General features: G+C 71.3%; 18 protein-coding genes and 1 riboswitch. Of the genes, 3 read left to right on the forward strand and 15 right to left on the reverse strand.

What is annotated here, in order from left to right:
* Positions 1-32: 32 nt before the first annotated feature.
* The 12 genes from ABZY11_RS04665 to ABZY11_RS04720 form a co-directional block, all read right to left on the reverse strand.
* Positions 33-1,418 (reverse strand): NAD(P)/FAD-dependent oxidoreductase, encoded by a 1,386-nt coding sequence (locus tag ABZY11_RS04665; RefSeq protein WP_356477712.1) that lies wholly within the window; start codon positions 1,416-1,418, stop codon positions 33-35.
* A 460-nt stretch (positions 1,419-1,878) separates the two neighbouring features.
* The gene (locus tag ABZY11_RS04670; RefSeq protein ID WP_356477713.1) at positions 1,879-2,820 is read right to left on the reverse strand and encodes a Ppx/GppA phosphatase family protein; all 942 of its coding nucleotides are present in this window, start codon (positions 2,818-2,820) and stop codon (positions 1,879-1,881) included.
* Between the two features lie 103 nt (positions 2,821-2,923).
* Positions 2,924-3,457 carry a DUF501 domain-containing protein gene (locus ABZY11_RS04675; RefSeq protein ID WP_356477714.1) on the reverse strand — a complete coding sequence of 178 codons (534 nt, stop codon included), beginning with the start codon at positions 3,455-3,457 and terminating at the stop codon, positions 2,924-2,926.
* A 61-nt stretch (positions 3,458-3,518) separates the two neighbouring features.
* Positions 3,519-3,989 (reverse strand): septum formation initiator family protein, encoded by a 471-nt coding sequence (locus tag ABZY11_RS04680; RefSeq protein ID WP_356477715.1) that lies wholly within the window; start codon positions 3,987-3,989, stop codon positions 3,519-3,521.
* 169 nt (positions 3,990-4,158) lie between these two features.
* Positions 4,159-5,448: a phosphopyruvate hydratase gene (gene eno, locus ABZY11_RS04685; protein ID WP_356477716.1), complete on the reverse strand. Its 1,290-nt coding sequence runs from the start codon at positions 5,446-5,448 to the stop codon at positions 4,159-4,161.
* Between the two features lie 285 nt (positions 5,449-5,733).
* On the reverse strand, positions 5,734-6,498 hold the full coding sequence (locus tag ABZY11_RS04690; protein WP_356477717.1) for a transglycosylase family protein: 765 nt from the start codon (positions 6,496-6,498) through the stop codon (positions 5,734-5,736).
* A 3-nt stretch (positions 6,499-6,501) separates the two neighbouring features.
* Positions 6,502-6,673: riboswitch (cyclic di-AMP (ydaO/yuaA leader) on the reverse strand.
* A 300-nt stretch (positions 6,674-6,973) separates the two neighbouring features.
* Positions 6,974-7,936, reverse strand: a complete 963-nt coding sequence (locus tag ABZY11_RS04695; RefSeq protein ID WP_356477718.1) for a transglycosylase family protein — start codon at positions 7,934-7,936, stop codon at positions 6,974-6,976.
* Positions 7,937-8,041: 105 nt separating this feature from the next.
* Complete coding sequence (locus ABZY11_RS04700; RefSeq protein ID WP_356477719.1) at positions 8,042-9,352, reverse strand: cytochrome P450; 1,311 nt, start codon at positions 9,350-9,352, stop codon at positions 8,042-8,044.
* A 9-nt stretch (positions 9,353-9,361) separates the two neighbouring features.
* On the reverse strand, positions 9,362-10,336 hold the full coding sequence (locus ABZY11_RS04705) for a nucleoside triphosphate pyrophosphohydrolase (RefSeq protein WP_356477720.1): 975 nt from the start codon (positions 10,334-10,336) through the stop codon (positions 9,362-9,364).
* 46 nt (positions 10,337-10,382) lie between these two features.
* The gene (locus ABZY11_RS04710) at positions 10,383-11,039 is read right to left on the reverse strand and encodes a SurA N-terminal domain-containing protein (protein WP_356477721.1); all 657 of its coding nucleotides are present in this window, start codon (positions 11,037-11,039) and stop codon (positions 10,383-10,385) included.
* Between the two features lie 138 nt (positions 11,040-11,177).
* Positions 11,178-11,579, reverse strand: a complete 402-nt coding sequence (locus ABZY11_RS04715; RefSeq protein ID WP_356477722.1) for a GtrA family protein — start codon at positions 11,577-11,579, stop codon at positions 11,178-11,180.
* A complete protein-coding gene (locus tag ABZY11_RS04720; protein WP_356477723.1) occupies positions 11,576-12,538 on the reverse strand; it encodes a glycosyltransferase family 2 protein in 963 nt (320 codons plus the stop codon). The genes ABZY11_RS04715 and ABZY11_RS04720 overlap by 4 nt, the downstream gene beginning before the upstream one ends.
* 123 nt (positions 12,539-12,661) lie before the next feature.
* Here ABZY11_RS04720 and ABZY11_RS04725 point away from each other — a divergent pair, with 123 nt between their 5' ends.
* Positions 12,662-15,202 carry a YfhO family protein gene (locus ABZY11_RS04725; RefSeq protein ID WP_356477724.1) on the forward strand — a complete coding sequence of 847 codons (2,541 nt, stop codon included), beginning with the start codon at positions 12,662-12,664 and terminating at the stop codon, positions 15,200-15,202.
* Between the two features lie 41 nt (positions 15,203-15,243).
* Here the strand turns inward: ABZY11_RS04725 and ABZY11_RS04730 are convergent, their stop codons facing one another.
* The 3 genes from ABZY11_RS04730 to ABZY11_RS04740 form a co-directional block, all read right to left on the reverse strand.
* Positions 15,244-16,782, reverse strand: a complete 1,539-nt coding sequence (locus ABZY11_RS04730) for a serine/threonine-protein kinase (protein ID WP_356477725.1) — start codon at positions 16,780-16,782, stop codon at positions 15,244-15,246.
* A complete protein-coding gene (locus ABZY11_RS04735) occupies positions 16,779-17,483 on the reverse strand; it encodes a hypothetical protein (RefSeq protein WP_356477726.1) in 705 nt (234 codons plus the stop codon). Before ABZY11_RS04735 ends, ABZY11_RS04730 begins: the two co-directional genes overlap by 4 nt.
* A gap of 120 nt (positions 17,484-17,603) precedes the next feature.
* Positions 17,604-19,730: an N-6 DNA methylase gene (locus ABZY11_RS04740; protein ID WP_356477727.1), complete on the reverse strand. Its 2,127-nt coding sequence runs from the start codon at positions 19,728-19,730 to the stop codon at positions 17,604-17,606.
* A 247-nt stretch (positions 19,731-19,977) separates the two neighbouring features.
* On the opposite strand from ABZY11_RS04740, the gene ABZY11_RS04745 reads away from it, so the two are divergent.
* Both ABZY11_RS04745 and ABZY11_RS04750 read left to right on the forward strand, forming a co-directional pair.
* Positions 19,978-20,814: a DUF4352 domain-containing protein gene (locus tag ABZY11_RS04745; RefSeq protein WP_356477728.1), complete on the forward strand. Its 837-nt coding sequence runs from the start codon at positions 19,978-19,980 to the stop codon at positions 20,812-20,814.
* A 37-nt stretch (positions 20,815-20,851) separates the two neighbouring features.
* Entirely contained in the window at positions 20,852-21,553 is a 702-nt protein-coding gene (locus tag ABZY11_RS04750) for a hypothetical protein (protein ID WP_356477729.1), read from the forward strand.
* The last annotated feature ends 38 nt before the right edge of the window (positions 21,554-21,591 follow it).

Consider the following 21,591-nt stretch of genomic DNA (forward strand, 5'->3'; position numbering starts at 1 on the left):
GTACTGCGCGGGCGAGTGGGCCCGCGGTCGGACTAGGAGGCCTTGGCCTTCTCGCCCTCGGCCTTGGCGGCGACCGGTGCCGGGGCCGGCTTGGCGGCCTCGTAGAACTCCTCGCGCGGCGTCTCCATGGCGCCGAGCGAGACGACCTCACGCTTGAGGAACATCGCAAGGGTCCAGTCGGCGAAGATCCGGATCTTACGGTTCCAGGTCGGCATCGCCATGCCGTGGTAGCCACGGTGCATGTACCAGGCGAGGCGTCCCTTGAGCTTGATCTTCATCTTGCCCATGACGATCATCGCGACGCCCTTGTGCAGCCCCAGACCGGCGACGGCACCCTTGTTGGCGTGGCTGTAGTCCTTCTGCGGGAAGCCGCGCATCCCGGAGATGACGTTGTCGCCGAGGACCTTGGCCTGCCGCAGCGCGTGCTGGGCGTTGGGCGGGCACCAGGCGTTGGGGTTGCCGGCCTTGCGGCCGACCAGGTCCGGAACCTGGGCGTTGTCGCCCGCGGCCCAGATGTAGTCGGTGCCCTGCACCTGGAGCTTCTCGGAGGTGTCCACGTGACCGCGCGGACCGAGCGGCAGGCCGAAGCGGGCCAGCGCCGGGTTCGGCTTCACGCCGGCCGTCCACACGATGGTGTTGGAGTCGACCTCGAGGCCGTTCTTCAGGACGACATGACCGTCGACGCAGGAGTCCATGGAGGTCGAGAGGAAGACCTCGACACCACGGGACTCCAGGTGCTCCCGGCCCCAGGTGCCCAGCTTCGGGCCGACCTCGGGAAGGATCTTGTCGGCGGCGTCGACGAGGATGAAGCGCATGTCCTCGCGCTTCACGTTCGTGTAGTACTTCGCCGCGTCGCGGGCCATGTCCTCGACCTCGCCGATGGTCTCCGCACCGGCGAAGCCGCCGCCCACGAAGACGAACGTCAACGCCCTGCGGCGGACGTCCTCATCGGTCGTCGAGTCGGCCTTGTCGAGCTGCTCGAGAACGTGGTTGCGCAGTCCGATGGCCTCCTCGATCCCCTTCATGCCAATGCCCTGTTCGGCAAGGCCCGGGATCGGGAAGGTGCGGGAGACCGCGCCCATCGCGATGACCAGGTAGTCGAAGGGCAGCTCGTAGGCCTCGCCGACGAGCGGCGCGACCGTGGCGACCTTGCGGTCCTGATCGATAGTCGTGACGCGACCGGTGAGTACCTCGGCCTTCGGCAGTACGCGTCGCAGCGGGACGACGACATGCCGAGGCGAGATGCTGCCGGCAGCAGCTTCGGGGAGGAAGGGCTGGTACGTCATGTACGAGCGCGGGTCGACGACCGTGACGGTCGCCTCTCCGTAGCGCATCTTCTTGAGAATGCGTCGAGCTGCGTACAGGCCTACGTACCCACCGCCTACTACGAGGATCCTGGGACGCTCCGTGGTGCTCATGCCATCGAGTATCCACCCCCCTCGGAGGGCATGCTCGTGAGCCCCTTCACAAGGTATGAGCCACCTTCTGCTACACTTCGCCGCCCACGTGACCGAGGTCATGACACCGCAGGGGAACCACGGTGTGACGGCGAACGTTGTTCACCGCTTGTGAGCTGGCCCTTGGCCCTCCGGACAGAGTGAACCACCGCTCCGATTCACGCACCGGCAACACGTACGGAACACTCCCGCGCGACCGCTCAACGGCCCTGCGAGCGGCTCCGGATGCCCATTCGGACCAGAACCGCCCTCCACGGAGCCGAATTCCTTGTGAAGAAGTTCACGAACTTCGTCGCGCCGTGTCCCTCCGAGCACCGCCCGAGTGGCTCGTGAGGGCTCAAAGGTGCAGGCCAAGGTCCGTGTGAGCGGCCCGTTCCGAGGGCTGTCCCTTAATCCCTGGCGGGGGATTACGGGACAGCCCTCAGGCGATCGACCAGCCGATTCCGTCGAGGATGTCGTGCTCGCTGACGACGACCTCCCGGGCCCCGGTCCGCTCCATCACGGCGAGCAGGATCAGCGCCCCGGACGTGATCACATCGACCCGTCCCGGATGCATCGCGCCGATCGCGGCCCGCTCGGCGTGGGTGGAGCCGAGGAGCCGGCCGGTGATCTCCTGGACCCGCTCGAAGGAGATCCGGGAGTGGTGGATCGCCTCGGAGTCGTACGCGTCGAGCCCCAGGGCGATCGCGGCGATCGTGGTGACCGTCCCGGCGAGGCCGACGAGGGTGGCGGCCCCGGTGATCGGGACGGTCTCCTCGGCGAGGTCGAGGGCGGCGTCGATGTCGGCCCGGATCGCGCCGATCTGTTCGGCGGTCGGCGGGTCGGTCACGACGCCGTCGCGCACCAGGTGCCGCTCGGTCATCCGTACGCAGCCGATGTCCACGGAGCGCGCGGCCCGCACATGGTCGTCGCCGACGACGAACTCGGTGGAGCCGCCGCCGATGTCCACGACGAGATACGGCTTCGCCAGGTGGTCGCGGCCCGCGAGCTCCTTGGTGGCGCCGGTGAAGGAGAACTCCGCCTCCTGGTCACCGCTGATCACCTCGGGCTCGACGCCCAGGATCTCCAGCACCCCGCGGACGAACTCGTCCCGGTTCTCCGCGTCACGGGAGGCGGAGGTGGCGACGAAGCGGAGCTTCTGCGCCCCGTGCTCCTTGATCACCGCCGCGTACTGACGGCAGGCGGCGAACGTCCGCTCCAGGGCCTCCGGGGCGAGCCGTCCGGTGCGGTCCACGCCCTGGCCGAGACGGACGATCTCCATCCGCCGGTCGAGCTCGACGAGCTCACCGGTGGACGGGTCCGCGTCGGCGACGAGCAGACGGATGGAGTTGGTACCGCAGTCGATGGCGGCCACGCGGGTCATGAAGCACTCCCAAATCAAGCCCCTCCGGCGGACGAGGAGCAGTTCAAGCCCCTCCGGCGATCGAGGAGCGGCGGTCAGGGGGCGGAGCCCCCGGGGCGAACGGTCAGCCCTCGTCCGGCTCGCCGCACGGCGAAACGCACGGCCCCTTGCGCCACCACTCCGGCAGCATCGCGATCGCCTCGTCGCCCAGCGGGTTCACCCCCGGCCCCGCGGCCAGCGAGTGCCCGACCAGGACGTGCAGGCACTTCACCCGGTCCGGCATGCCGCCCGCGCTCGGGAAGCCCTCCAGCACCTCGATGGCGTCGCGCCGTGCGATGTAGTCCTCATGGGCGGCCCGGTACGCGGCGGCCAGCTCGGGGTCCGTACCGAGGCGCTCGGTCATCTCCTTCATGACCCCGTTCGCCTCCAGCGTGCCGATCGCGGACGCGGCACGCGGGCACGTCAGGTAGTACGTCGTCGGGAACGGCGTACCGTCCTCCAGCCGGGGCTGCGTCTCGACCACGTCCGGGTTGCCGCACGGGCAGCGGTGCGCGATCGCGCGCAGACCGCGCGGCGGGCGGCCCAGCTGCTGCTGGAACGCGGCGATGTCCGCCTCGGTGGGCGCGGTGGACTCGGTCTGGGGAGGGGGCGTTTCCATGCCTGCCTAGGTTCTGATCGGGCTGCTCGAACTGCGGTTCTGCAGATGGATGGGAAGAGAGTCAGTCGCGGTCGGCGCTGTCGACGCCGTCCCAGAGGTTGGAGTGCCACGGCCGGCCGGACTCGTCCGTCCTGCCCTCGCGCTCCTTGACCGCGTCGGGGTCGATCACCGTGTAACCGGTCTCCCCGGGAAGAAGGTAGTGCAGGTGCGTCCGGGCCAGCTGCCTGATGTACGCATCGTCCTGGAGGCGCGCCTTCTCGTCGCGCAGCTCCTCGGTCCGGGCCTTGGCCTCCTGCGCCAGACGCTCCTGGTCGGCGATCTCGTCCCGCTGCGAGACGTACTGCCGCATCGGGTACGCGAGCGCGACCACGAGGGAGCAGACGACGAGCGCGAGGAAGGCCGCCCGGCCGGTGAGCCGTGAGCGGCGGGCCTGGCGGCGGTTCTGGGACCGGTAGACACGGGCAGCGGTCTGCTCGCCGAGCAGCCGCAGCCGGGTCGCGGTGGAGAACCGGTCCCGGTCCTTCGCGGCCATGTCTCCGCCTCCCCACTACACACGTCCGTCCCCGCACACGGTACGGGACCGAGTACGGGGACGGACGGACGCCATGACCTCCGGCCCCTGACGGGCCGGAAGGGATCAGCCCTTGCTGTGCCTACTGGTTCGCGGAGCGCTGTGCCTACTGGTTCGCGGAGCGCTGTGCCTACTGGTTCGCGGAGCGAAACCGCGGGAACGCCGAGCGGCCCGCGTACACCGCGGCGTCGTCGAGGATCTCCTCGATGCGCAGCAGCTGGTTGTACTTGGCGACGCGGTCCGAGCGGGCCGGGGCGCCGGTCTTGATCTGGCCGCAGTTCACGGCGACCGCGAGGTCGGCGATGGTGACGTCCTCGGTCTCGCCGGAACGGTGCGACATCATGCACTTGAAGCCGTTGCGCTGGGCCAGCTCGACGGCGTCCAGGGTCTCGGTCAGCGAGCCGATCTGGTTGACCTTGACGAGCAGGGCGTTGGCGGAGCCCTCCTCGATGCCGCGGGCCAGGCGCTCCGGGTTGGTGACGAAGAGGTCGTCGCCGACGATCTGCACCTTGGCGCCGAGCTTGTCGGTGATGACCTTCCAGCCGGCCCAGTCGTCCTCGTACAGCGGGTCCTCGATGGAGACCAGCGGGTACGCGGAGACGAGCTCCTCGTAGTACTCGGTCATCTCGGCGGCCGAACGGGACTTGCCCTCGAACTCGTACTTGCCGTCCTTGTAGAACTCGGACGCGGCGACGTCGAGCGCGAGCGCGATGTCCTTGCCCGGGGCGTAGCCGGCTTCCTTGATGGCCTCGATGATGAGGTCGAGGGCGGCGCGGTTCGACTCCAGGTTCGGCGCGAAGCCGCCCTCGTCGCCGAGACCGGTCGACAGGCCCTTGGTCTTCAGGACCTTCTTCAGCGTGTGGTAGACCTCGGCACCCCAGCGCAGGGCCTCGGAGAAGGACTCGGCGCCGATCGGCGCGATCATGAACTCCTGGATGTCCACGTTGGAGTCGGCGTGCGAACCGCCGTTGAGGATGTTCATCATCGGAACGGGCAGCAGGTGCGCGTTCGGGCCGCCGAGGTAGCGGAACAGCGGCAGGTCCGAGGCCTCGGAGGCGGCGTGGGCGACGGCCAGCGAGACGCCGAGGATGGCGTTGGCGCCGAGCGAGCCCTTGTTCTCGGTGGCGTCCAGGTCGAACATCGCCTGGTCGATCAGCCGCTGCTCGGTGGCGTCGTAGCCGACGAGCTCCGGACCGATCTGCTCGATCACGGCGAGGACGGCCTTCTCGACGCCCTTGCCCTGGTAGCGGTTGGGGTCACCGTCGCGAAGCTCAATGGCCTCGAACGCACCGGTGGAGGCGCCGGACGGAACGGCAGCACGGCCCGTGCTGCCGTCGTCGAGGCCGACCTCTACCTCGACCGTGGGGTTTCCGCGGGAGTCGAGGATTTCCCGGGCTACGACGACGTCGATGGACGGCACGAGGCATCTCCTTCTGGGATATGACGCTGGTTGTGCAGGGTCACTTTGGCCTTGCGACAAGAGCCTAACCGGCCCGGCCCGATCAGTCGGCCGACCGCCCGGCCCCTGGGACGAAAAAGGACCCAAGGGCTCACATTGCCGGGCAAACAGCCAGAAATTTACTGGTCGGTAACTACAACACTTGAACGGTCCGGCGCTCTCCCGAGCACAGACGGCGGAACCCCGGCCCGGCGCATACGGGGGATGCGCGCCGGGCCGGGGTGCTCAGGGAGGAGAGAGCCGTGACTACTTCGTCAGGTGCAGCTGCTGACCCGGGTAGATCAGGTCGGCGTCCTTGACGATGTCCTTGTTCAGCTCGAACAGCTGCTGCCAGCCACCCTCGACCTTGTGGTCGGCGGCGATCTGGCTCAGCGAGTCGCCGGAGACGACCTTGTACTCGCCGTCGCCCTTCTTGACCTTCTCGCCGGTCGGGGTGGTGACGGTCTTCTTCGACTCGGCCTGCGGGGCGGCGGAGCGCTCGGAGCGGGAGGCGGCGGGGGCCTCGGTGCGCTCGCTCTGCTTCGGCTGGGCCTGCTGGGCCGGCTGCGACTGCTGCTTCGGGGCGGCCGGGGCGCTCTGCTGCTCGGAGGCGCCGGAGTTCGAGGAGGAGCCGGTGTCGACACCCGGGTCGACACCGTCGTTGGTCAGGCCGCCGGCACCGGCGCAGGCCCAGGCACCCGGACCCTGCATGTCGAGGAGCTTCTCGGCGGTGGCGATCTGCTGGGCCTTGGTGGCCAGGTCGGCACGGGCGGCGTACTGCGTACCGCCGGCGGCGGCCCAGCTGGACTGCGAGAACTGCAGCCCGCCGTAGTAGCCGTTGCCGGTGTTGATGGACCAGTTGCCACCGGACTCGCACTGGGCGACGGCGTCCCAGGTGGCGACGGAGGCGGCGGAGGCGTTGGTCGCGCCCATCAGGGGCACGGCGACGGCGGCACCGGCGACACCGGCGAGCGTGGCGATACGGACGGCCTTGGACGGGCGGCGGTGCTTGCCCTTGCTGGAAAGCAGCATGGAACTTCTCCTCACCGACGCCTGCGAGGTGAGCTGTCGGGTTCGGGCCAAGTGAGTTGCCCGGTCGCACGTCCTAGCACGCGACTTCACCCCAAGCCGGTCCTGATGCGTCTTTCGACGATCGGGTCCGGCGCTTACCTGGGTCCCCCGCTCCTGCCTACGGCGCTTTACGCGTCTGTTCCCTTCGACCGACGGCAGGATTCGGCGTGACGGTCGACGGGGCCCGCGGTGCGAGCGATTCCGACCGTAAACATACGCAACCCTCACATTCAAAGATGGACACATCGGACAATCGGCCCGTACTTGCATCTGAAGAACCATCGTTTCCGCAGGTGGGACGCGATACGGGAGGGCCCCCCGGGCGCGACACGCCAGTTGACGCAAAGAGACCCATGTCTCACTTGCGCATAAGTGGACATAGGTCCCTGAACTGCCCCAGTTTTTGAGGCGCTTTTAGTCGATTATCAGACTTCCCTCACTTGGTCTTCACATCGAGATCGAGGCTCTGGCCAGGGAGGATGAGGTCCGGGTCGGAGCCGACGGCACCCTTGTTGGCCTCATAGAGTGCGGGCCAGCCGCCGGGAACCTTCTGTGCGTCAGCAATCGACCAGAGGTTGTCGCCGGGGCGCACGGTGTACGCGCCGTCAGCCGCCGGCTCGGCCGTGTCGCGCGCGTCGTTGCCGCCGCGGGAGGCATGACGGCCCGACTCCCGGCCGCCGCCGTCCGTGCCGCGGCTCCCCTCACTGGCCGGCGCGCCGCGGTGCTTGCCGCCCACACCGGTGGACGAGTCGGGCGAGCCGGACGGGTCACGGGGTGCGTCCGAGGGCGCGTCGGGGGACGGGGTGGTCGAGGCCGAGGGCTTCGGGGACGGCGAGGTCCCCCCTGACGGCTTGCCGGCCTCGTCCGAGCCGTCGGTGCCGTCCACGGCGTCCGTACCGTCCGAGGCGCGCTCGGAGGGCGTCGTGTCGTCGGACGGGTCCGCCGACGCGTCGTCAGCCGGCTTCGCGCTCCCGGTCGGGTCGTCGGCGGGTACGGAGCCCGGGTCGACGCCCGGCAGCGTCCCGTCCGCGGCGAGGCCGGAGATGACCGCACAGCTGGGCCAGGCCTGCGGGCCCCGGTCGTCCAGCACCTTCTGGGCCACCGCTATCTGCTGCGCCCGGCTGGCGAGGTCGGCGCGCTCCGCGTACGCCTCACCGCCGTACGCCTTCCAGGTCTCCTGCGAGAACTGCAGACCCCCGTAGTAGCCGTTGCCGAGGTCGGCGCTCCACATGCCACCGCTCTCGCACTCGGCCACCCGGTCCCAGGTCGTGGCGTCGGCCGCGTGCGCGCCGGAGGCGCCGAGCAGCGGGATGGCGATGGCCGATCCGGTCACACCCGCGGCGACGACGATGGCGGGTGCCTGACGGGGGCGACGGTGTCTGCCGTTCGCGGAGCCCATGGGGTTGCCTTCCGTGTGACTGACGTGTGACTGGTGAGTCGAACGGTGAACCTAGCGGGACTCGAACGCGCGTCACAAGTCGATGCAGCGCAGATCACGTGAAAGTCACAGAGTTGACAGGGTGTCATTTCCGGCGCCGGCGGGCCCCGGTGTGAACTCCACGGGGAGCGTGCGAAGTCCACGCATGATGAGCCCGCCACGCCACCGCAAATCGGTAGGTTCCACCGCAAATCGCAGGTCCGGAAGGCGGTTCAGCAGGGTGGCGAGTGCGGTCTGTCCCTCCAGCCGGGCGAGCGGCGCTCCCAGGCAGTAGTGAATGCCGTGCCCGTATCCGAGGTGCTGATTGTCACGTCGTGCGAGGTCGAGCGTGTCGGGGTCCGCGAAGCGCTCCGGGTCGCGGTCGGCGGCGGCGAGCACCACCAGCACGGGGTCCCCGGCCGCGATGTGCTGTCCGCCGAGCGTCAGCGGCTCGGTGGCGAACCGCCAGGTGGCAAGCTCCACCGGTCCGTCGTACCGCAGCAGTTCCTCGATCCCGGTCTCCAGCAGCCCGCTCTCCCCCGAGTCGAGGGAGAGTTGCAGCCGTTCGCGCTGACCGGGGTTGCGCAGCAGGGCGTAGACGCCGTTGCCGATGAGATTGACCGTGGTCTCGAATCCGGCGAAGAGCAGGATGAAGGCCATGGCGGCGGCCTCGTTCTCGGTGAGGTGCTCGCCGTGGTCGCTGGCCCGGATCAGCCCGGAGATCAGATCGTCCCCCGGGTTCTCCCGCTTGCGGTGGATCAGTTCGGCCAGATAGCCGCGCATCTTCTTCACCGACCTGGCCACCCCGCCGCGCGGGCCGCCGCCGTGGCGGATCATCATGCCCGCCCAGTCCCGGAAGTCGTCCTGGTCCTCGCGCGGGACGCCGAGCAGGTCGCAGATGGCGTAGATGGGGAGCGGGAAGGCGAAGTCGTGGATGAGGTCCGCCTCGCCCTCCGCGATGAAGCGGTCGATGAGGCGGTCCGTCAGTTCCTGTACGCGCGGTGCGAACCCGGCGACCCGGCGCGGGGTGAACGCCTTGGAGACGAGGCGGCGCAGCCGGGTGTGGTCCGGCGGGTCGATGTTCAGCAGATGCGTCATCAGCTCCGCCTTGCGCTCGCCCGGGATGCCCGTCTTCCCCTTGGCGTGCGCCGGCTCGGCGTGGTGCGCCGGGTTCTTGGAGAGCCGGGTGTCGGCGAGCGCCTGCCGCGCGTCCGCGTACCGGGTCACCAGCCAGGCCTCGACGCCGCTGGGCAGCGCGGTCCGGTGCACGGGGCTGTGCTCGCGCAGCCAGGCGTACGCCGGGTACGGGTCGGTGGCGAACTCCCATGTGAAGAGTTCGGGTGCGCCGGGACATGCGGCGGGGCGGTCGGCGGGCTGATCGGCGGGGCTGTGGTTCACCCCCCGACGTTATCCGTTGCCCTCCGCCGCCCTGATGGCGTCCCGGTACGCGCGGCCCGCGGCCCGCAGTGCGGCCTCGGGGTCGACTCCGTCCCGCTCGGCGCGTACGGCGAGGGCGAGGAGCTCGTAGCCGATGCCGTCGCCGGTGGGGAGCGGCACATCGAGGCCCGCGGTACGGACCCGGCCGGCCAGCTTCGCCGCCAGCGCCAGGCCGGGCTGGCCGAGCGGCACTCCGTCGGTGACCGAGTCGCGCTGCTTCTCGATGGCCTTGGTCCGCAGCCAGTGCGCGTGCACGTCCTCCGGGGTCTCGGCGCTCTCGTCGCCGAAGACGTGCGGGTGGCGGTGGATCAGCTTCTCGACGAGGGTCGCGGCCACGTCGTCGACGGAGAAGGGTTCCTCCCCGTCCTCGGGGCGGCCCTCCTCGGCGATCCTGGCGTGGAAGACGACCTGGAGGAGCACATCGCCGAGTTCCTCGCGCAGCTCGTCGCGGTCGCCGTCCTCGATCGCCTCGACGAGTTCGTACGCCTCCTCGATGGCGTACTTGGCGAGGCCCTCGTGGGTCTTCTGCGAGGTCCACGGGCATTCGATCCTGATCCGGTCCATGACCTGGACCAGATCGAGGAGCCGGGCGCCCGGCAGGTCGTACGAACCGGGCAGCAGCTCCAGGTCCGGCATTTGCACCCGGCCCGAACCGGCGAGCCGGGCCAGACCGTCGGTCAGCGGCTGGTTGCCCTCGCCGCCGGTGAGGACGACGACGGAACGGCCGCCCGCACAGGCGTCGACCAGCTCCTGCGCGGTGGGCGCGGAGTGCTCGACGGTGACGCCCGCCTCGCGCAGATACGGCAGCTGCGGGTGGTCCGGATCGGCGCAGAGCACCCGGTCGGCGGCGTGCAGCGTCTGCCAGGCGGGCCAGGACAGGAGTCCGGGCGCGACGCGGTGGCTGGCGGTGAGCAGAACGATACGGCCGGGGTCTTCAGCGTTCACCGTTCGAATCTACCCCGGTCGTTCCGGTCGCCCGTGCCGCGGCCGGTCAGGCGCCGGCCTCGGTGTCCGCGCCGGCCGGCTTGGTGACCTGGGTGATCCAGGGGGCCTTGTAGTCGGCGAGCTGGGTCTGCTTGTTGTCCCAGGTGCCGTAGCGCGGATTGACATCGACGCGCAGTGCCTTCGACGCCTTGCCGAGCGCCTCGCCGACCGCCTGCTGGCCGGCGGGCTGCTGGAGGTCGGCGCCGAGCGCCTGGGCCAGCTTCGTCAGCTGGACCTGCTCGCGCAGGACGGCGTCGATCTGGCCGGGGGCGACCCAGCTCTGCTGGAGCATCGCCGTCCGCAGCCGCGCCTCCCCGCCGGACTGGGCGGCCGCCGCCTTGCGCATCTGCTGGATCTCGTTGCGGTTGACGGTCACGCCCGCGTCCTGTGCGGCCCGGTCCAGGACCCGGTCGAAGATCATGCCGTGCAGCTTGGCCCGGCTGAGCTGTCCGGACTTGTCGATGAGCTGGGAGGCGTCCTTCGAATCGCGCTGGGCCTCGCGTACGGCAGCCACCTGGCTCTGCAGCGTGGAGACCTCGATCCGGTCCCCGCCGACGACGGCCGCGGCGCCCGGGTGGGCCTCGCCGCCGCAGGCGGTCAGGAGTGGGGCGCCGGCGAGCAGGGCGGCGGAGAGGGTGAGCGCGGTGCGACGGCGGCGGTGCAAAGGAACCTCCCGGGGAGACTTTGTGCATCAGTGCACAAGACCTTGCGGTGATCGATGTTAGGCAGTGGACGTGGCTGGGGCCACCGATTCGACCAACGATTCGGAAGGAGTTGGGGATGTGGGCCCGATCGGGACGGCTCAGGGCACGCGTTCAACCGCCGGGGCCCTGGTGTCCGGCCGCAGCATGATCGTGCGCGAGACGACGAAGGTGATCGGGATGGCCGCCGCGGCCGCGACCAGCGGCGCGTACCGGCTGCTGAACCCGGCGAGGTCGACCAGCAGATAGACACCGCCGGTCGTGATGACGAAGTTGGCGGCGTTGGTGAGCGGGAAGAGCAGGAACTTCCGCCAGGTGGGACGGGTCCGGTAGGTGAACCAGCAGTTCAGGAAGAACGAGCCGGTCATGCTCAGCGCGAAGGCGATCACATGGGCGGCGATGTAGGGCAGCCACGTCAGCAGGACGAGGTAGCAGCCGTAGTACGTGCCGGTGTTCACCACTCCCACGAGGGCGAATCGGGCCATCTGCGCGGTGACCGTCATCGGCGTACGAACTCCTGGGGTTCCCGTATCTGCCGCGACGCCTCGGTGTTCGTGGCCTTCACCAGGAAGTGCGGGCGTCGCTTCACCTCGTAGTAGATACGGCCGACGTACTCGCCGACCACCCCGACCATCACCATCTGGACCCCGGCGAGTGCCGTGACCACGACGATCAGGGTGACATAGCCGGGGGTGTCCACCCCCCGCACCAGGGCGACGCCGACGATCCACGCGGCATAGGCGAAGGCCACCGACAGCAGCAGCATGCCCAGGTAGAGCGCGGCGCGCAGCGGTTTGTTGTTGAAGGACAGCAGCCCGTCGAGACCGTAATTGAGCAGCTTTCCGAAGGTCCAGGCGGAACTGCCCTGTTCACGGACGGCATTCTCGTAGCTGAAGGTCGTCGTACGGAATCCCACCCAGGCGAAAAGGCCCTTGGAGAACCGGTTGTATTCGGTGAGTTCCAGTACCGCGTCCACGGTGCGGCGGGACAGCAGTCTGAAGTCCCCGACGCCGTCGACCAGTTCCACGTCCACCAGGCGGTTGATCAGCCAGTAGTAGGCGCGGGCGCTGAGGGTGCGGGTGACCCGGTCGCCCTTGCGGGTGCGGCGGGCGATCACCTGGTCGTAGCCCTGTGCGTGCTCTTCGAGCATCCGGCCCACCAGCTCGGGCGGGTGCTGGAGGTCGGCGTCCATGATGACGACGGCGTCCCCCTCGGCGTACTGGAGACCGGCCAGCATGGCGGCCTCCTTGCCGAAGTTGCGGCTGAAGGAGACATAGCGGACTCGTGGGTCGGCGGCGGCCAGCTCCTGGAGGATCACCAGGGTCCGGTCCGCGCTGCCGTCGTCGACGAACACCAGCTGGAATTCATGTCCAAGACCGGCCATTTCGTCCGTGACGCGTTCATGGAAGCGTTCGAGGATCTCTTCCTCGTTGAAACAAGGCACCACCAGCGAGATCAGCACGGATGTACACCAGCGCGGCCAGATGTCGGAATCCGATGCAGCACATGGCCGATGAGCGTCCATTACGTGAACTGCCCCAATTCGGCCCGGGTTTATGCGTTCGAAGCTGGCATATTCCTGCGTATGCCGACTTCCCGTCCCCGCCTGTGCGCGGGCTCGCTCGCCGCGCTGCTCACCGTCGCCGCCGTCTGCGCGGGTGACGCACTGGCGCGCGGCTTTCCGTTCGGGCCGCGCACGCGGAGCGTCAACGACCTGGGCAATCAGTTCGTGCCGTTCCACGCCCGGCTGTGGGACCTTCTGCACGGGAACGCCGACGGCGGTCTGCTGCTCAACTGGTCCTCCGGGTACGGGACGAGTTTCCTGCCGGATCTCGGTACCTATCTGACCAGCCCGTTCGCCCTGCTCGTGGGGGTCTTCCCGCGCGACCGGATCGATCTCGCGGTCTATGTGGTGACGGTCCTGAAGATGACCTCGGCGGCGGCGCTGATGGCCCTGTTCCTGCTGACGCTGCGCCGCGGGCGCTGGTGGGCGGCCGGGGTGCTGGGCGGTTCGTACGCGCTGTGCGGCTGGTCGGTCGCCGAGGCGTCGTACAACCCGATGTGGCTGGACGGCCTGGTCGCCCTGCCGCTGCTCTGCCTGGCCGCCGAGTGGGCCCGTACGGGACGGCACCGGATCACCGCGCCGCTGCTGGTCGCGGTGGTGTGGGCGGCCAACTTCTACACGGCGTACATGGCGACGCTCGGTGCCGCTCTGGTGCTGGCCGTCCGGCTCTTCACCGAGCGGGACGACCGGCGGGCGGTGGTCCGGGGGCTGGTGCGGGCCGGCTGCACGGTCGGGGTGGGGATCGGGCTCTCGGCGCCCGTCCTGCTCCCCGTCTACCTGGGGACGAAGCACGCCTACCCGGGCTGGGACCGTACGTTCGCGCCCGCCGCCTGGCCCGATGTGCTCGCCCGGCTGCTGCCCAACACGTACAGCTTCTTCACCCCGGCCCTCTTCCTCGGCACCGGCACCCTGCTGCTGGCCTGTGCGCTGGCCTTCCAGCGGTCGGTGCCGGGGCGCGAGCGGTGGGCGTGGGCGGGGCTGGTGGCGGGGGTCGCGCTGTCCTTGCAGTGGGGCCCCACGCATCTGCTCTGGCATGCGTTCGCCACGCCCAACGGCAGTCCGTACCGGCAGACGTTCGTGCTGGCCGGGCTGGTGGTGATCGCCGCCTGGATCTCGGTGTCGTACGACTGGCCGGGGCGGCGGGCGCTGCTCGGCGGGGCCGCGGTCCTGGTGCTGATCGCGGCCGGGGCGGGCTTCAGCGGTCTGGTCACCCGGTGGACGTATCCGCTGTTCGCGGCGGGTCTGGTGGCGGCGGTCGGCGCGCTGCTGCTGGTCGGGCGCGGCCGGGGGTTCGCGGCGCTGGCCGCCGTGCTGCTGATCGGCGCACAGGCCGGGCAGGCCGCCGCGACCACCGCGTTCGCCGACCGGCAGCGGCTGATCCGGCTCGACCACTACGCGCCCTGGGGCGAGCGGCAGCGGGTGCAGGCGGCCGCGGTCGCGGGCGCCGACGGCTGGCCGCGCTATCGCACGGACCCCGGCCGGGAGCAGACCACCGCGAACGATCCGCTGCTGGTGGGCGGGCAGGGCGGCGCGTACTACAGCAGCCACACGCCCGCCATGCTGACCCGCACGATGCGTGCGCTCGGCGGCGGCTGGACGTCGAACGGCCGGGCCGTGCAGAGCCTCGACAACCCCGTCACGGACGCGATCTTCTCGGTCGGCGCGCGGGTGCGCGGGCCGCGCGATCCGTACCAGGTCTGGAACGCCCCGGACGACCGGCCGGTGACGGTGAGCCGTGCCGAGACGCCGCCGCTGGTGACGGTGCGGCGGCCGGGCGGGCCGGTGCCGTACGGCCGTTCACCGTTCCGGAACCAGGAGGAGCTGCTCGGTTCGCGGGTCTATACGGTGCCGACGACGGTGCTGCGTGCGGCGGGGGGCGGCGCGGTGGCGGACAAGGGGGCGTACGACTACCGGGTGGGGCGCGGCACATACACGCTGACCGCGAGCTGTCCGGCGGGCACGGAGGCGTATCTGTGGTCGCCCGACCTGTTCGGCTCGGCGCGGCTCGACGGCGGCCGGGAGGTCGAGTTCAAGGGGCAGCTCCCGGCCAGGCGCGCCGCGATGGAGCGCCTGGGCACGGTCGGCGGGGGCGGGCCCGTGCGGATCGCGCTGACCTCCGTGCGCGCGGGGACCGTGCCGCACGAGGCGATCGGCTGTCTGGACCGGGCCCGGCTGGCCTCGGCGGTGGCCGGACTGAAGCGCACCGGCGCGACCGCCGTGCGCGTCACCGCCCACGGCGTCCGGGCCGAACTGCCGCCCGGCACCACCGGAACGGTCGTGATCGCGGCGCCCCGGATCGCGGGCTGGAGCTGCCAGGGCCGCCCCGCGGACAGCTACCTGGGCCTGGTCGCCACCCCGGTCCCGGCCCGCGGCGCGGCGGTCGACTGCACGTTCCGGCCCCCGGGCCTGCGGGCGGGTGCGCTGGCCTGGGCGGGTGCGCTGGCCGTGCTCGTGCTCGGCGGGCCGGTCCTCGCGTACCGGCGACGGAGCACGGGGGCCGGGCGGCCCGGCCCCGACCGCTCGCCGCAGCACGCCGGGACTCCGGAGCCCGTGGACGCCTGACCGGGGCCGGTGGCCGGCCGCCAGCACTCCCCCGGCGGTCGTCAGCCGCCCCGCACCTCCACCTGGCGGTCGAGGCGGCGGCGCAGCTCCACCGGCAGCGGATGGTGGGGTCCGTAGGCCCGCTCGGCGTCGTACAGCAGCGCCTGGAGCTGTACCCGTGCCGTCACGTGGTCGCCGAGCGCGAGCAGCAGATGCGCGACGCGGTTGCGGATCTCGAAGGAGCGGGCCGGGTCACCGCCCGTGGCGCGGTGGTTCTCGTAGTACGGGAGGACCGCGCGGTACTCCGCGAGCGCGGCGGCCGGTTCGCCCAGCTGTTCCAGGCACTGGGCCGCGTCGTACCGGAACTGGAGTGTCTGCGCGTCGGTCGGGCCGGCCTCCGCCGCGCGGTCGTCGGCGAGCCGGCGCAACTCGGGCAGGGCGCGGCGGTACTGGCCGTCGTCCATCAGCGTCGCCGCGTACTGCTTGCGCAGGATGCGGACCACGGCGGAGTCCTCGCCGTGCTGTTCGGCGGCGGCCGGGAGGATCGAGCCGAGGATGTCCACGGCCTGGGTGATCCGGCCCTCGCCGAGCAGTTTCTTGACGTCGTCGACGGCGGCGGCCACATCGGGCCGGGCGGCCGCGGGGGCGGGCGGGGCCGGTGGCGGGGGCGGGGTGGCGGCGCGGTCGGGCCAGGGGGCGTGTGGGCGCAGGAAGGGGCGGGTCGGATCGAGCGGTCCGACGGAGAGGCCGGTGCCCGGCGAGGGGAGCAGCGGGGCGAGGTGTTCGTACACCTCCTGGGCGCCGGACGGGCGGTGCTGCGGGTCCTTGGCGAGCAGCCGCAGCACCAGCGCTTCGAGCGGCTCGGGGATGTCGGGCCTGATCCGGCGGACCGGGAGCGGCGGCTCGTAGAGGTGGCGGTGCAGCACCCCGAGGGCGGTGGACCCCGCGAACGGCACGTCGCCGCTGAGCAGTTCGTGGAGGAGCACGCCGAGGGCGTACAGATCGGTGTACGGACCCACGGCGCCGCCCATCGCCTGCTCGGGGGCCATGTAGGCCGGGGAGCCGATCGGTGAACCGGTGTGGGTGAGCCGGGTGGTGTCGGTGTCCAGGACGGAGGCGACGCCCAGGTCGAGAACGGTGACGGTGCCGTCCGGGCGCACCATCACATTGCGGGGCTTGAGGTCGCGGTGGACGATCGGCACCGCGTGCACGGCGCACAGGACGGCGCAGAGCTGGGCGGCGACCGCGACGGACCACTGCCAGGGGTACGGGTCGTGCTCGGCGAGATGATCGGCGAGGTCGGCGCCCTCGACGTACTGCATGACGAGGAACAGGTCGTCGCCGTCGCTGCCCGCGTCGTGCACGGTGACCAGGCCCGGGTGGTCGACCTGGGCGGTGACCCGGCACTCGCGGACGAAGCGGCGGCGCAGCTCGCCCGCGGCCTCGCTGCCGATGGGGCCGGTGACCCGGTCGGGGCGGAGCAGCTTCACCGCGACGCGGCGGTCCAGCCGCTGGTCGTAGGCCGTCCAGACCTGGCCCATGCCGCCCTGGCCGAGGATGGTCGCCAGTTGGTACCGCCCGCCGATGAGACGCCCACTCACCGGCCCTCCTCCTTGCGGAGGTAGTCGCTCAACTCGTCGAGCTCGGCGCGGACCTGGTCGATGCGCTGGGGGTGGGGGTGGGGCGAGGGGTCCGGTTGGGGCGGTTGCTGGGGTGACGGCTGGGGCTGCTGGGGCTGGGGTGAAGGCTGCGGCTGGGGCTGTTGCTGGGGTGCGGTGGGCGGCTGTACCGGCCGCATCGGCTGCATCGGCTGCATCGGCTGACGCGACGGCGGCTGCTGCGCGGGCAGGGGCGCGGGCGCGGGCGTGGACATCCGCATCGGCACCGTGGGTGCGTACCCGTACCCGTATCCGTACCCCGGCATCGAGGCCGCGTAGCCGCCCGCCGGGTGCTGTTTCGTCAGCCGTTCGTAATGGCGGATGTCCCCGACCAGGTAGTACGCGAGCGAGCCCAGCATCGTCACCAGCAGCAGCGGGATGAGGACGTTGTCGATGCCGGTCGGCTCGTCGCTGCCGTCCCTGCCGAGGATCGGCAGGAGCACGCAGACGAACACGAACCCGGCCCCGGTCAGCCACCAGTCGGACGCCCGGCGGCGCACGATCGCGAGGCGGAGCAGCGGGCTCCACAGCAGCAGTCCGAGCGAGCACACCGAGAGCACGCCGAACAGCACACGCATGGAGACGATCCAGGCCCGGCCGGGAACCCGGCGCGGCGGCGTCGGCGGATGACCCGGGGCGTACATGGCTGCTCCTGGAGACCTGGTCGTTGAACATCCGCGCACACGCTCCGTGCACGCAGATCCGAGCGTAAAGGGCGACACCGACAACCGGCCCCGGGTTGTACGGAACCGTTGTGGTTCAGCTCACTTCGGCGCGACCGTGCCGTCCGTCAGCCCGTCGTACATCCCTTGTACGAGCTGTCCGCCGAGCCGGCCGGCCAGTCTCAGTGCGTCCTCGAACTCGGCCAGGGCACGGAACCGTTCCCCGTACCGCTGCTGCTCCGCGAGCGGCAGCCGCGGCAGTTGGAGGCGGCGGGCGTCCAGCCGGGTGGCGGTGGAGGCGTAGCTGCTGGCCTGGCGGTTGTTGGCGGTGCCGCGCAGGAAGCCGGCCAGGAACCAGGGGTCGAGGGCGGCCGGATCGGGGCGCAGCAGCTGGAGGTTGCGGCCCAGCGCGGCGCCCGCGGTGGCGTCGTCGATGACGCGGGCGACGGAGCCGCCGCCGAGCACGGGGACGACGACATCTCCCGGTTCGACGAGGACCGGCTCCTCGGGGGCCCCGTCGGCGGGCAGGCTTCCCGAAGGGGCGGTGGAGCCGAGGACGTCGTGTTCGGTGAGGACGGGCCCCGGGCCGGTGCCGGAGCCGCCGGTGCGGAGCTGGAGGGCGCCGGCGCGGGCGAGTTCACCGACGGTGGTGAGGGGCCAGTGGGCCGGGTCGGAGGGGGTCACGGCGGGCGGGGTGAGGGCGCCGGTGCGGCCGAGCGTCTCGGTGAGCCGCTCCCGTACCCGGATCAGCTCGCCGGGTCCGCCCGCGGCGGCCGGCGGTGGCAGATGGCGGGCGGGGGCCAGGTCCACGTCGTCGTCGAGGAGTTCGATGACGGGTACGGCGCGGGCGGCGCCGGGGCGGGCCCCGGACGGGCGACCGGGACCGGTCCGGCCCTCCTGTCCGGGGTGGCCGGCGCCGTCGAACGACAGCCAGGCGTCGAGCACGGCCTGGTGCACCGCCTGCCAGTCGAGCCGGTCGCGCCCGCCGGAAGGGGCGGCCGGCGCCGGGCCGGCCGAGGGCGATTCGGCGGGTTCGGCGGTGTCGACGAGCAGCAGTTCGGGCGAGGGGTGCGGACCGCTGCCGGGCTTGCGGAGCACCCAGAGGTGGAGCGGGATGCCGTACGGGGGTGCGGCGCCGGCCGGGAGCGCGATGACGGCGCGCAGGGCGCCCCGGCGCAGCAGATCGGCGCGGATCCGGCGGCCGGAGCGGCGCGAGGCGGCGGCCGGGGGCATCAGCAGCACGGCGGTGCCGCCCTCGCGCAGATGGGCCAGCGCGTGCTGGACCCAGGCGAGTTCGGACTCGGTACGGGCCGGGAAGCCGTACTCCCAGCGGGGGTCGTAGGCGAGTTCGTCGTGGCCCCAGTTGCGTTCGTTGAACGGCGGGTGGCAGAGCACGGCGTCGGCGGCGAGCTGCGGAAAGGCATCGGCGCGCAGGGTGTCGGCGGTCCGTGCCGCCAGGGCGCAGCCGGTGTCGGTGTGCAGGGCGAGTCGCAGCGCGGTGAGCGCGGCGAGGTCGGGGTCGGTCTCCTGGGCGTACAGAGCGGCCGGCCGGCCGACGGCGCGCAGCAGGGCGCCGGTGCCCGCGGCCGGGTCGAGGACCGAGCGGGCGGGCCGCTCCCCCGTCTCCACCAGGGCGGCCATCAGTCCGGCGAGTCCGGGCGGGGTGAGTGTGTACTGGCGCGGGTTGGCGTCCAGTTGGCGGCCGAGCAGGAACTCGAAGGTCTCCTGGACCCCGGTCCCGGCGGCGAGCTCCGCGGCGGCGCGGAGCAGCGGAATGGACGGAAGCAGTTCGGCGCGGCTCGGGGTGTGAACGGCCCTTCCGGCTTCCGCCGCCGGACCGAAACGGGCGGTGAGCACCTTGTCGAGGGCCGGGGACAGCACGCCGGCCATCCGTTCGTCCGACACGGCGGTGATCTCCGGCCAGGCGCTGGGGCCGGTCCGCAGGAGCAGTAGGGCGCAGCCCGTGTGGACCAGGGCGGGGACCGCGCCGGCCGGGTGCCCGGCGAGCTGCTGCCAGACCCGTTCGCGCAGCGGGACCTCGGCGAGCTTCCCCTGGTCGCGGAGCCACTGCTCGACCTCGGGCAGCGCGAAGGAGGGGCTCGTCTCGGTGCCGCCGACGGGCCTGGGGAAGTCGGCGTGACGGCGGCGCCAGTTGCTGACCGCGGCGCGCCCCACCCCCGCCAGCCGTGCGATCCCGGCCGCGGTCACCTCTGTCGAGTTCTCCGGCACTGACTGTCTCCCCTGGTCCTGGCACTCGTCCCGGTACTGGTTGCCGGTCGTTCGTCGTCGGTTGTCGGTTGTCCGCGAGCATACCGACCTGGTCCACACGACATCGATTCACAGCGTGCATCAACCAATTTCCTGTGAACCGTGTTGACTCGGTTCACAAGCTCTGTTGTTATTGACCCATCGCCACACAAGAGCGATGCACGGAACCGCTCACCACCCACTTCTGCTTTTGCCGGAGGGCACAGCCATGTCCCAGTTCACGCAGCCGCCGCAGTCCCCGCAGCCCCAGCAGCCGTACGCCCCCGCCCAGATGCCGGGCATGCGCCCGGCCCGTAACGGACTGGGCGTCGCCGCCCTCGTCCTGGGTGTCATCGGCGCCGTGTCCGGCCTGATCCCGTTCCTGTTCTGGCTGGCCGGCATCCTCGGCCTCATCGCCCTGATCCTGGGCCTGGCCGGCAGGGGCCGGGTGAAGCGCGGCGAGGCCACCAACAAGGGGGTGACCACCTTCGGCGCCGTGCTCGGCCTGATCTCGCTGATCCTCGCCGTGGTGGGCGCGGTGATCACGTTCAAGGCCGTGGACGACGCCGTGAACGACCTCAACAAGGCGGTGTCGGACACCACGGCCTCCGCGAAGCCGAAGCCCGGCGGCGACTCCGCCAAGGGCGGCGGCGCGGACAAGAAGAAGGACACCGGCAAGGCACTGGAGGCCGGCGACTCGGCCGTGTACGACGACGACCTGACGGTCACGGTCGGCGACGCCACCTCGTACACCCCGGACGCGTACGCCGCCGGACACACCAAGGGCAAGAAGGCCTACCGGGTCGCCGTCGTCATCGAGAACGCGGGCAAGGAGAAGTTCGACTCCGCGCTCGTCAGCGTCTCGGCCCGCGCCGGCCAGGACGGCGTGGACGCCGAGCAGATCTTCGACAACAAGGTCGGCGCGGGCTTCAGCGGCACGGTCCTGCCGGGCAAGAAGGTCACGGTCCAGTTCGCCTTCGACGCCCCGGCGGATGCCAAGAACCTGACCGTCGAGGTCAACCCCGGCTTCACGTACGACGCCTCCCAGTGGGACCTGAAGCTCTGACCCTCCCCTTCGGACCGACGGACCGGAGCCGATCACCATGCGCCTTCTCGCCCGCGCCTCGGCAGCCACCCTGAGTGCCGCGACCGCCCTCGCCCTCGCGACGGCCTGCGGCATGCTTCCGGACGACGCACCCGACGCCACCGCCCCCTACGACCGGCTGACCGCCCCCGAGGTCGTCAACAAGGCCCTCGCGGCGACCCGCGCCGCCAAGTCGGTACGCATAACGGTGGAGACGACCTCCCCCGAGGGCCCGGTCGAGGCGTACGTCGCCACGGACATCAGGGGCGAGTGCACGGTCACGCTCTCCATGGGCGCGGCGGGCACCATGGAGCTGGTACGGACGGGCGGCACGGTCCACACCCGGTCGGACGCCGCGATGCTGCGGGCGACGGCCACCACCGGCCTCGCCGGCCACTGGGTGAGGCCCACCACCGCCGACCGGCACGCGAAGCCGGCCGAACGCTACTGCGACCGGGAGACCTTCCTCGGCCTCCTCGCACCGAGGAGCGGAACGGCCCGCAAAAGATGGACGACCGCGCCCGGCTCCGGCACACCCGCCCTGACCGTCGCCGGCAGGACGGACGACGGGAAGTGGACGGCGGACGTCGCCACCGACGGCAGACCCTTCCTGTTGAAACTGCGCCTCCCGCACGGTGGAGCGGGACACGACACCGGCCCCGTGACGGTCGAGTTCTCCGCATTCGACAAGCCGTTCACCGCGGCGAAGCCGAAGACCTGAACCACCCGTACCGCTGGATCGCCGGAACCCGCCCCCGC

It is taken from the genome of Streptomyces sp. NPDC006510, assembly GCF_040611955.1.
Lineage (GTDB): Bacteria > Actinomycetota > Actinomycetes > Streptomycetales > Streptomycetaceae > Streptomyces.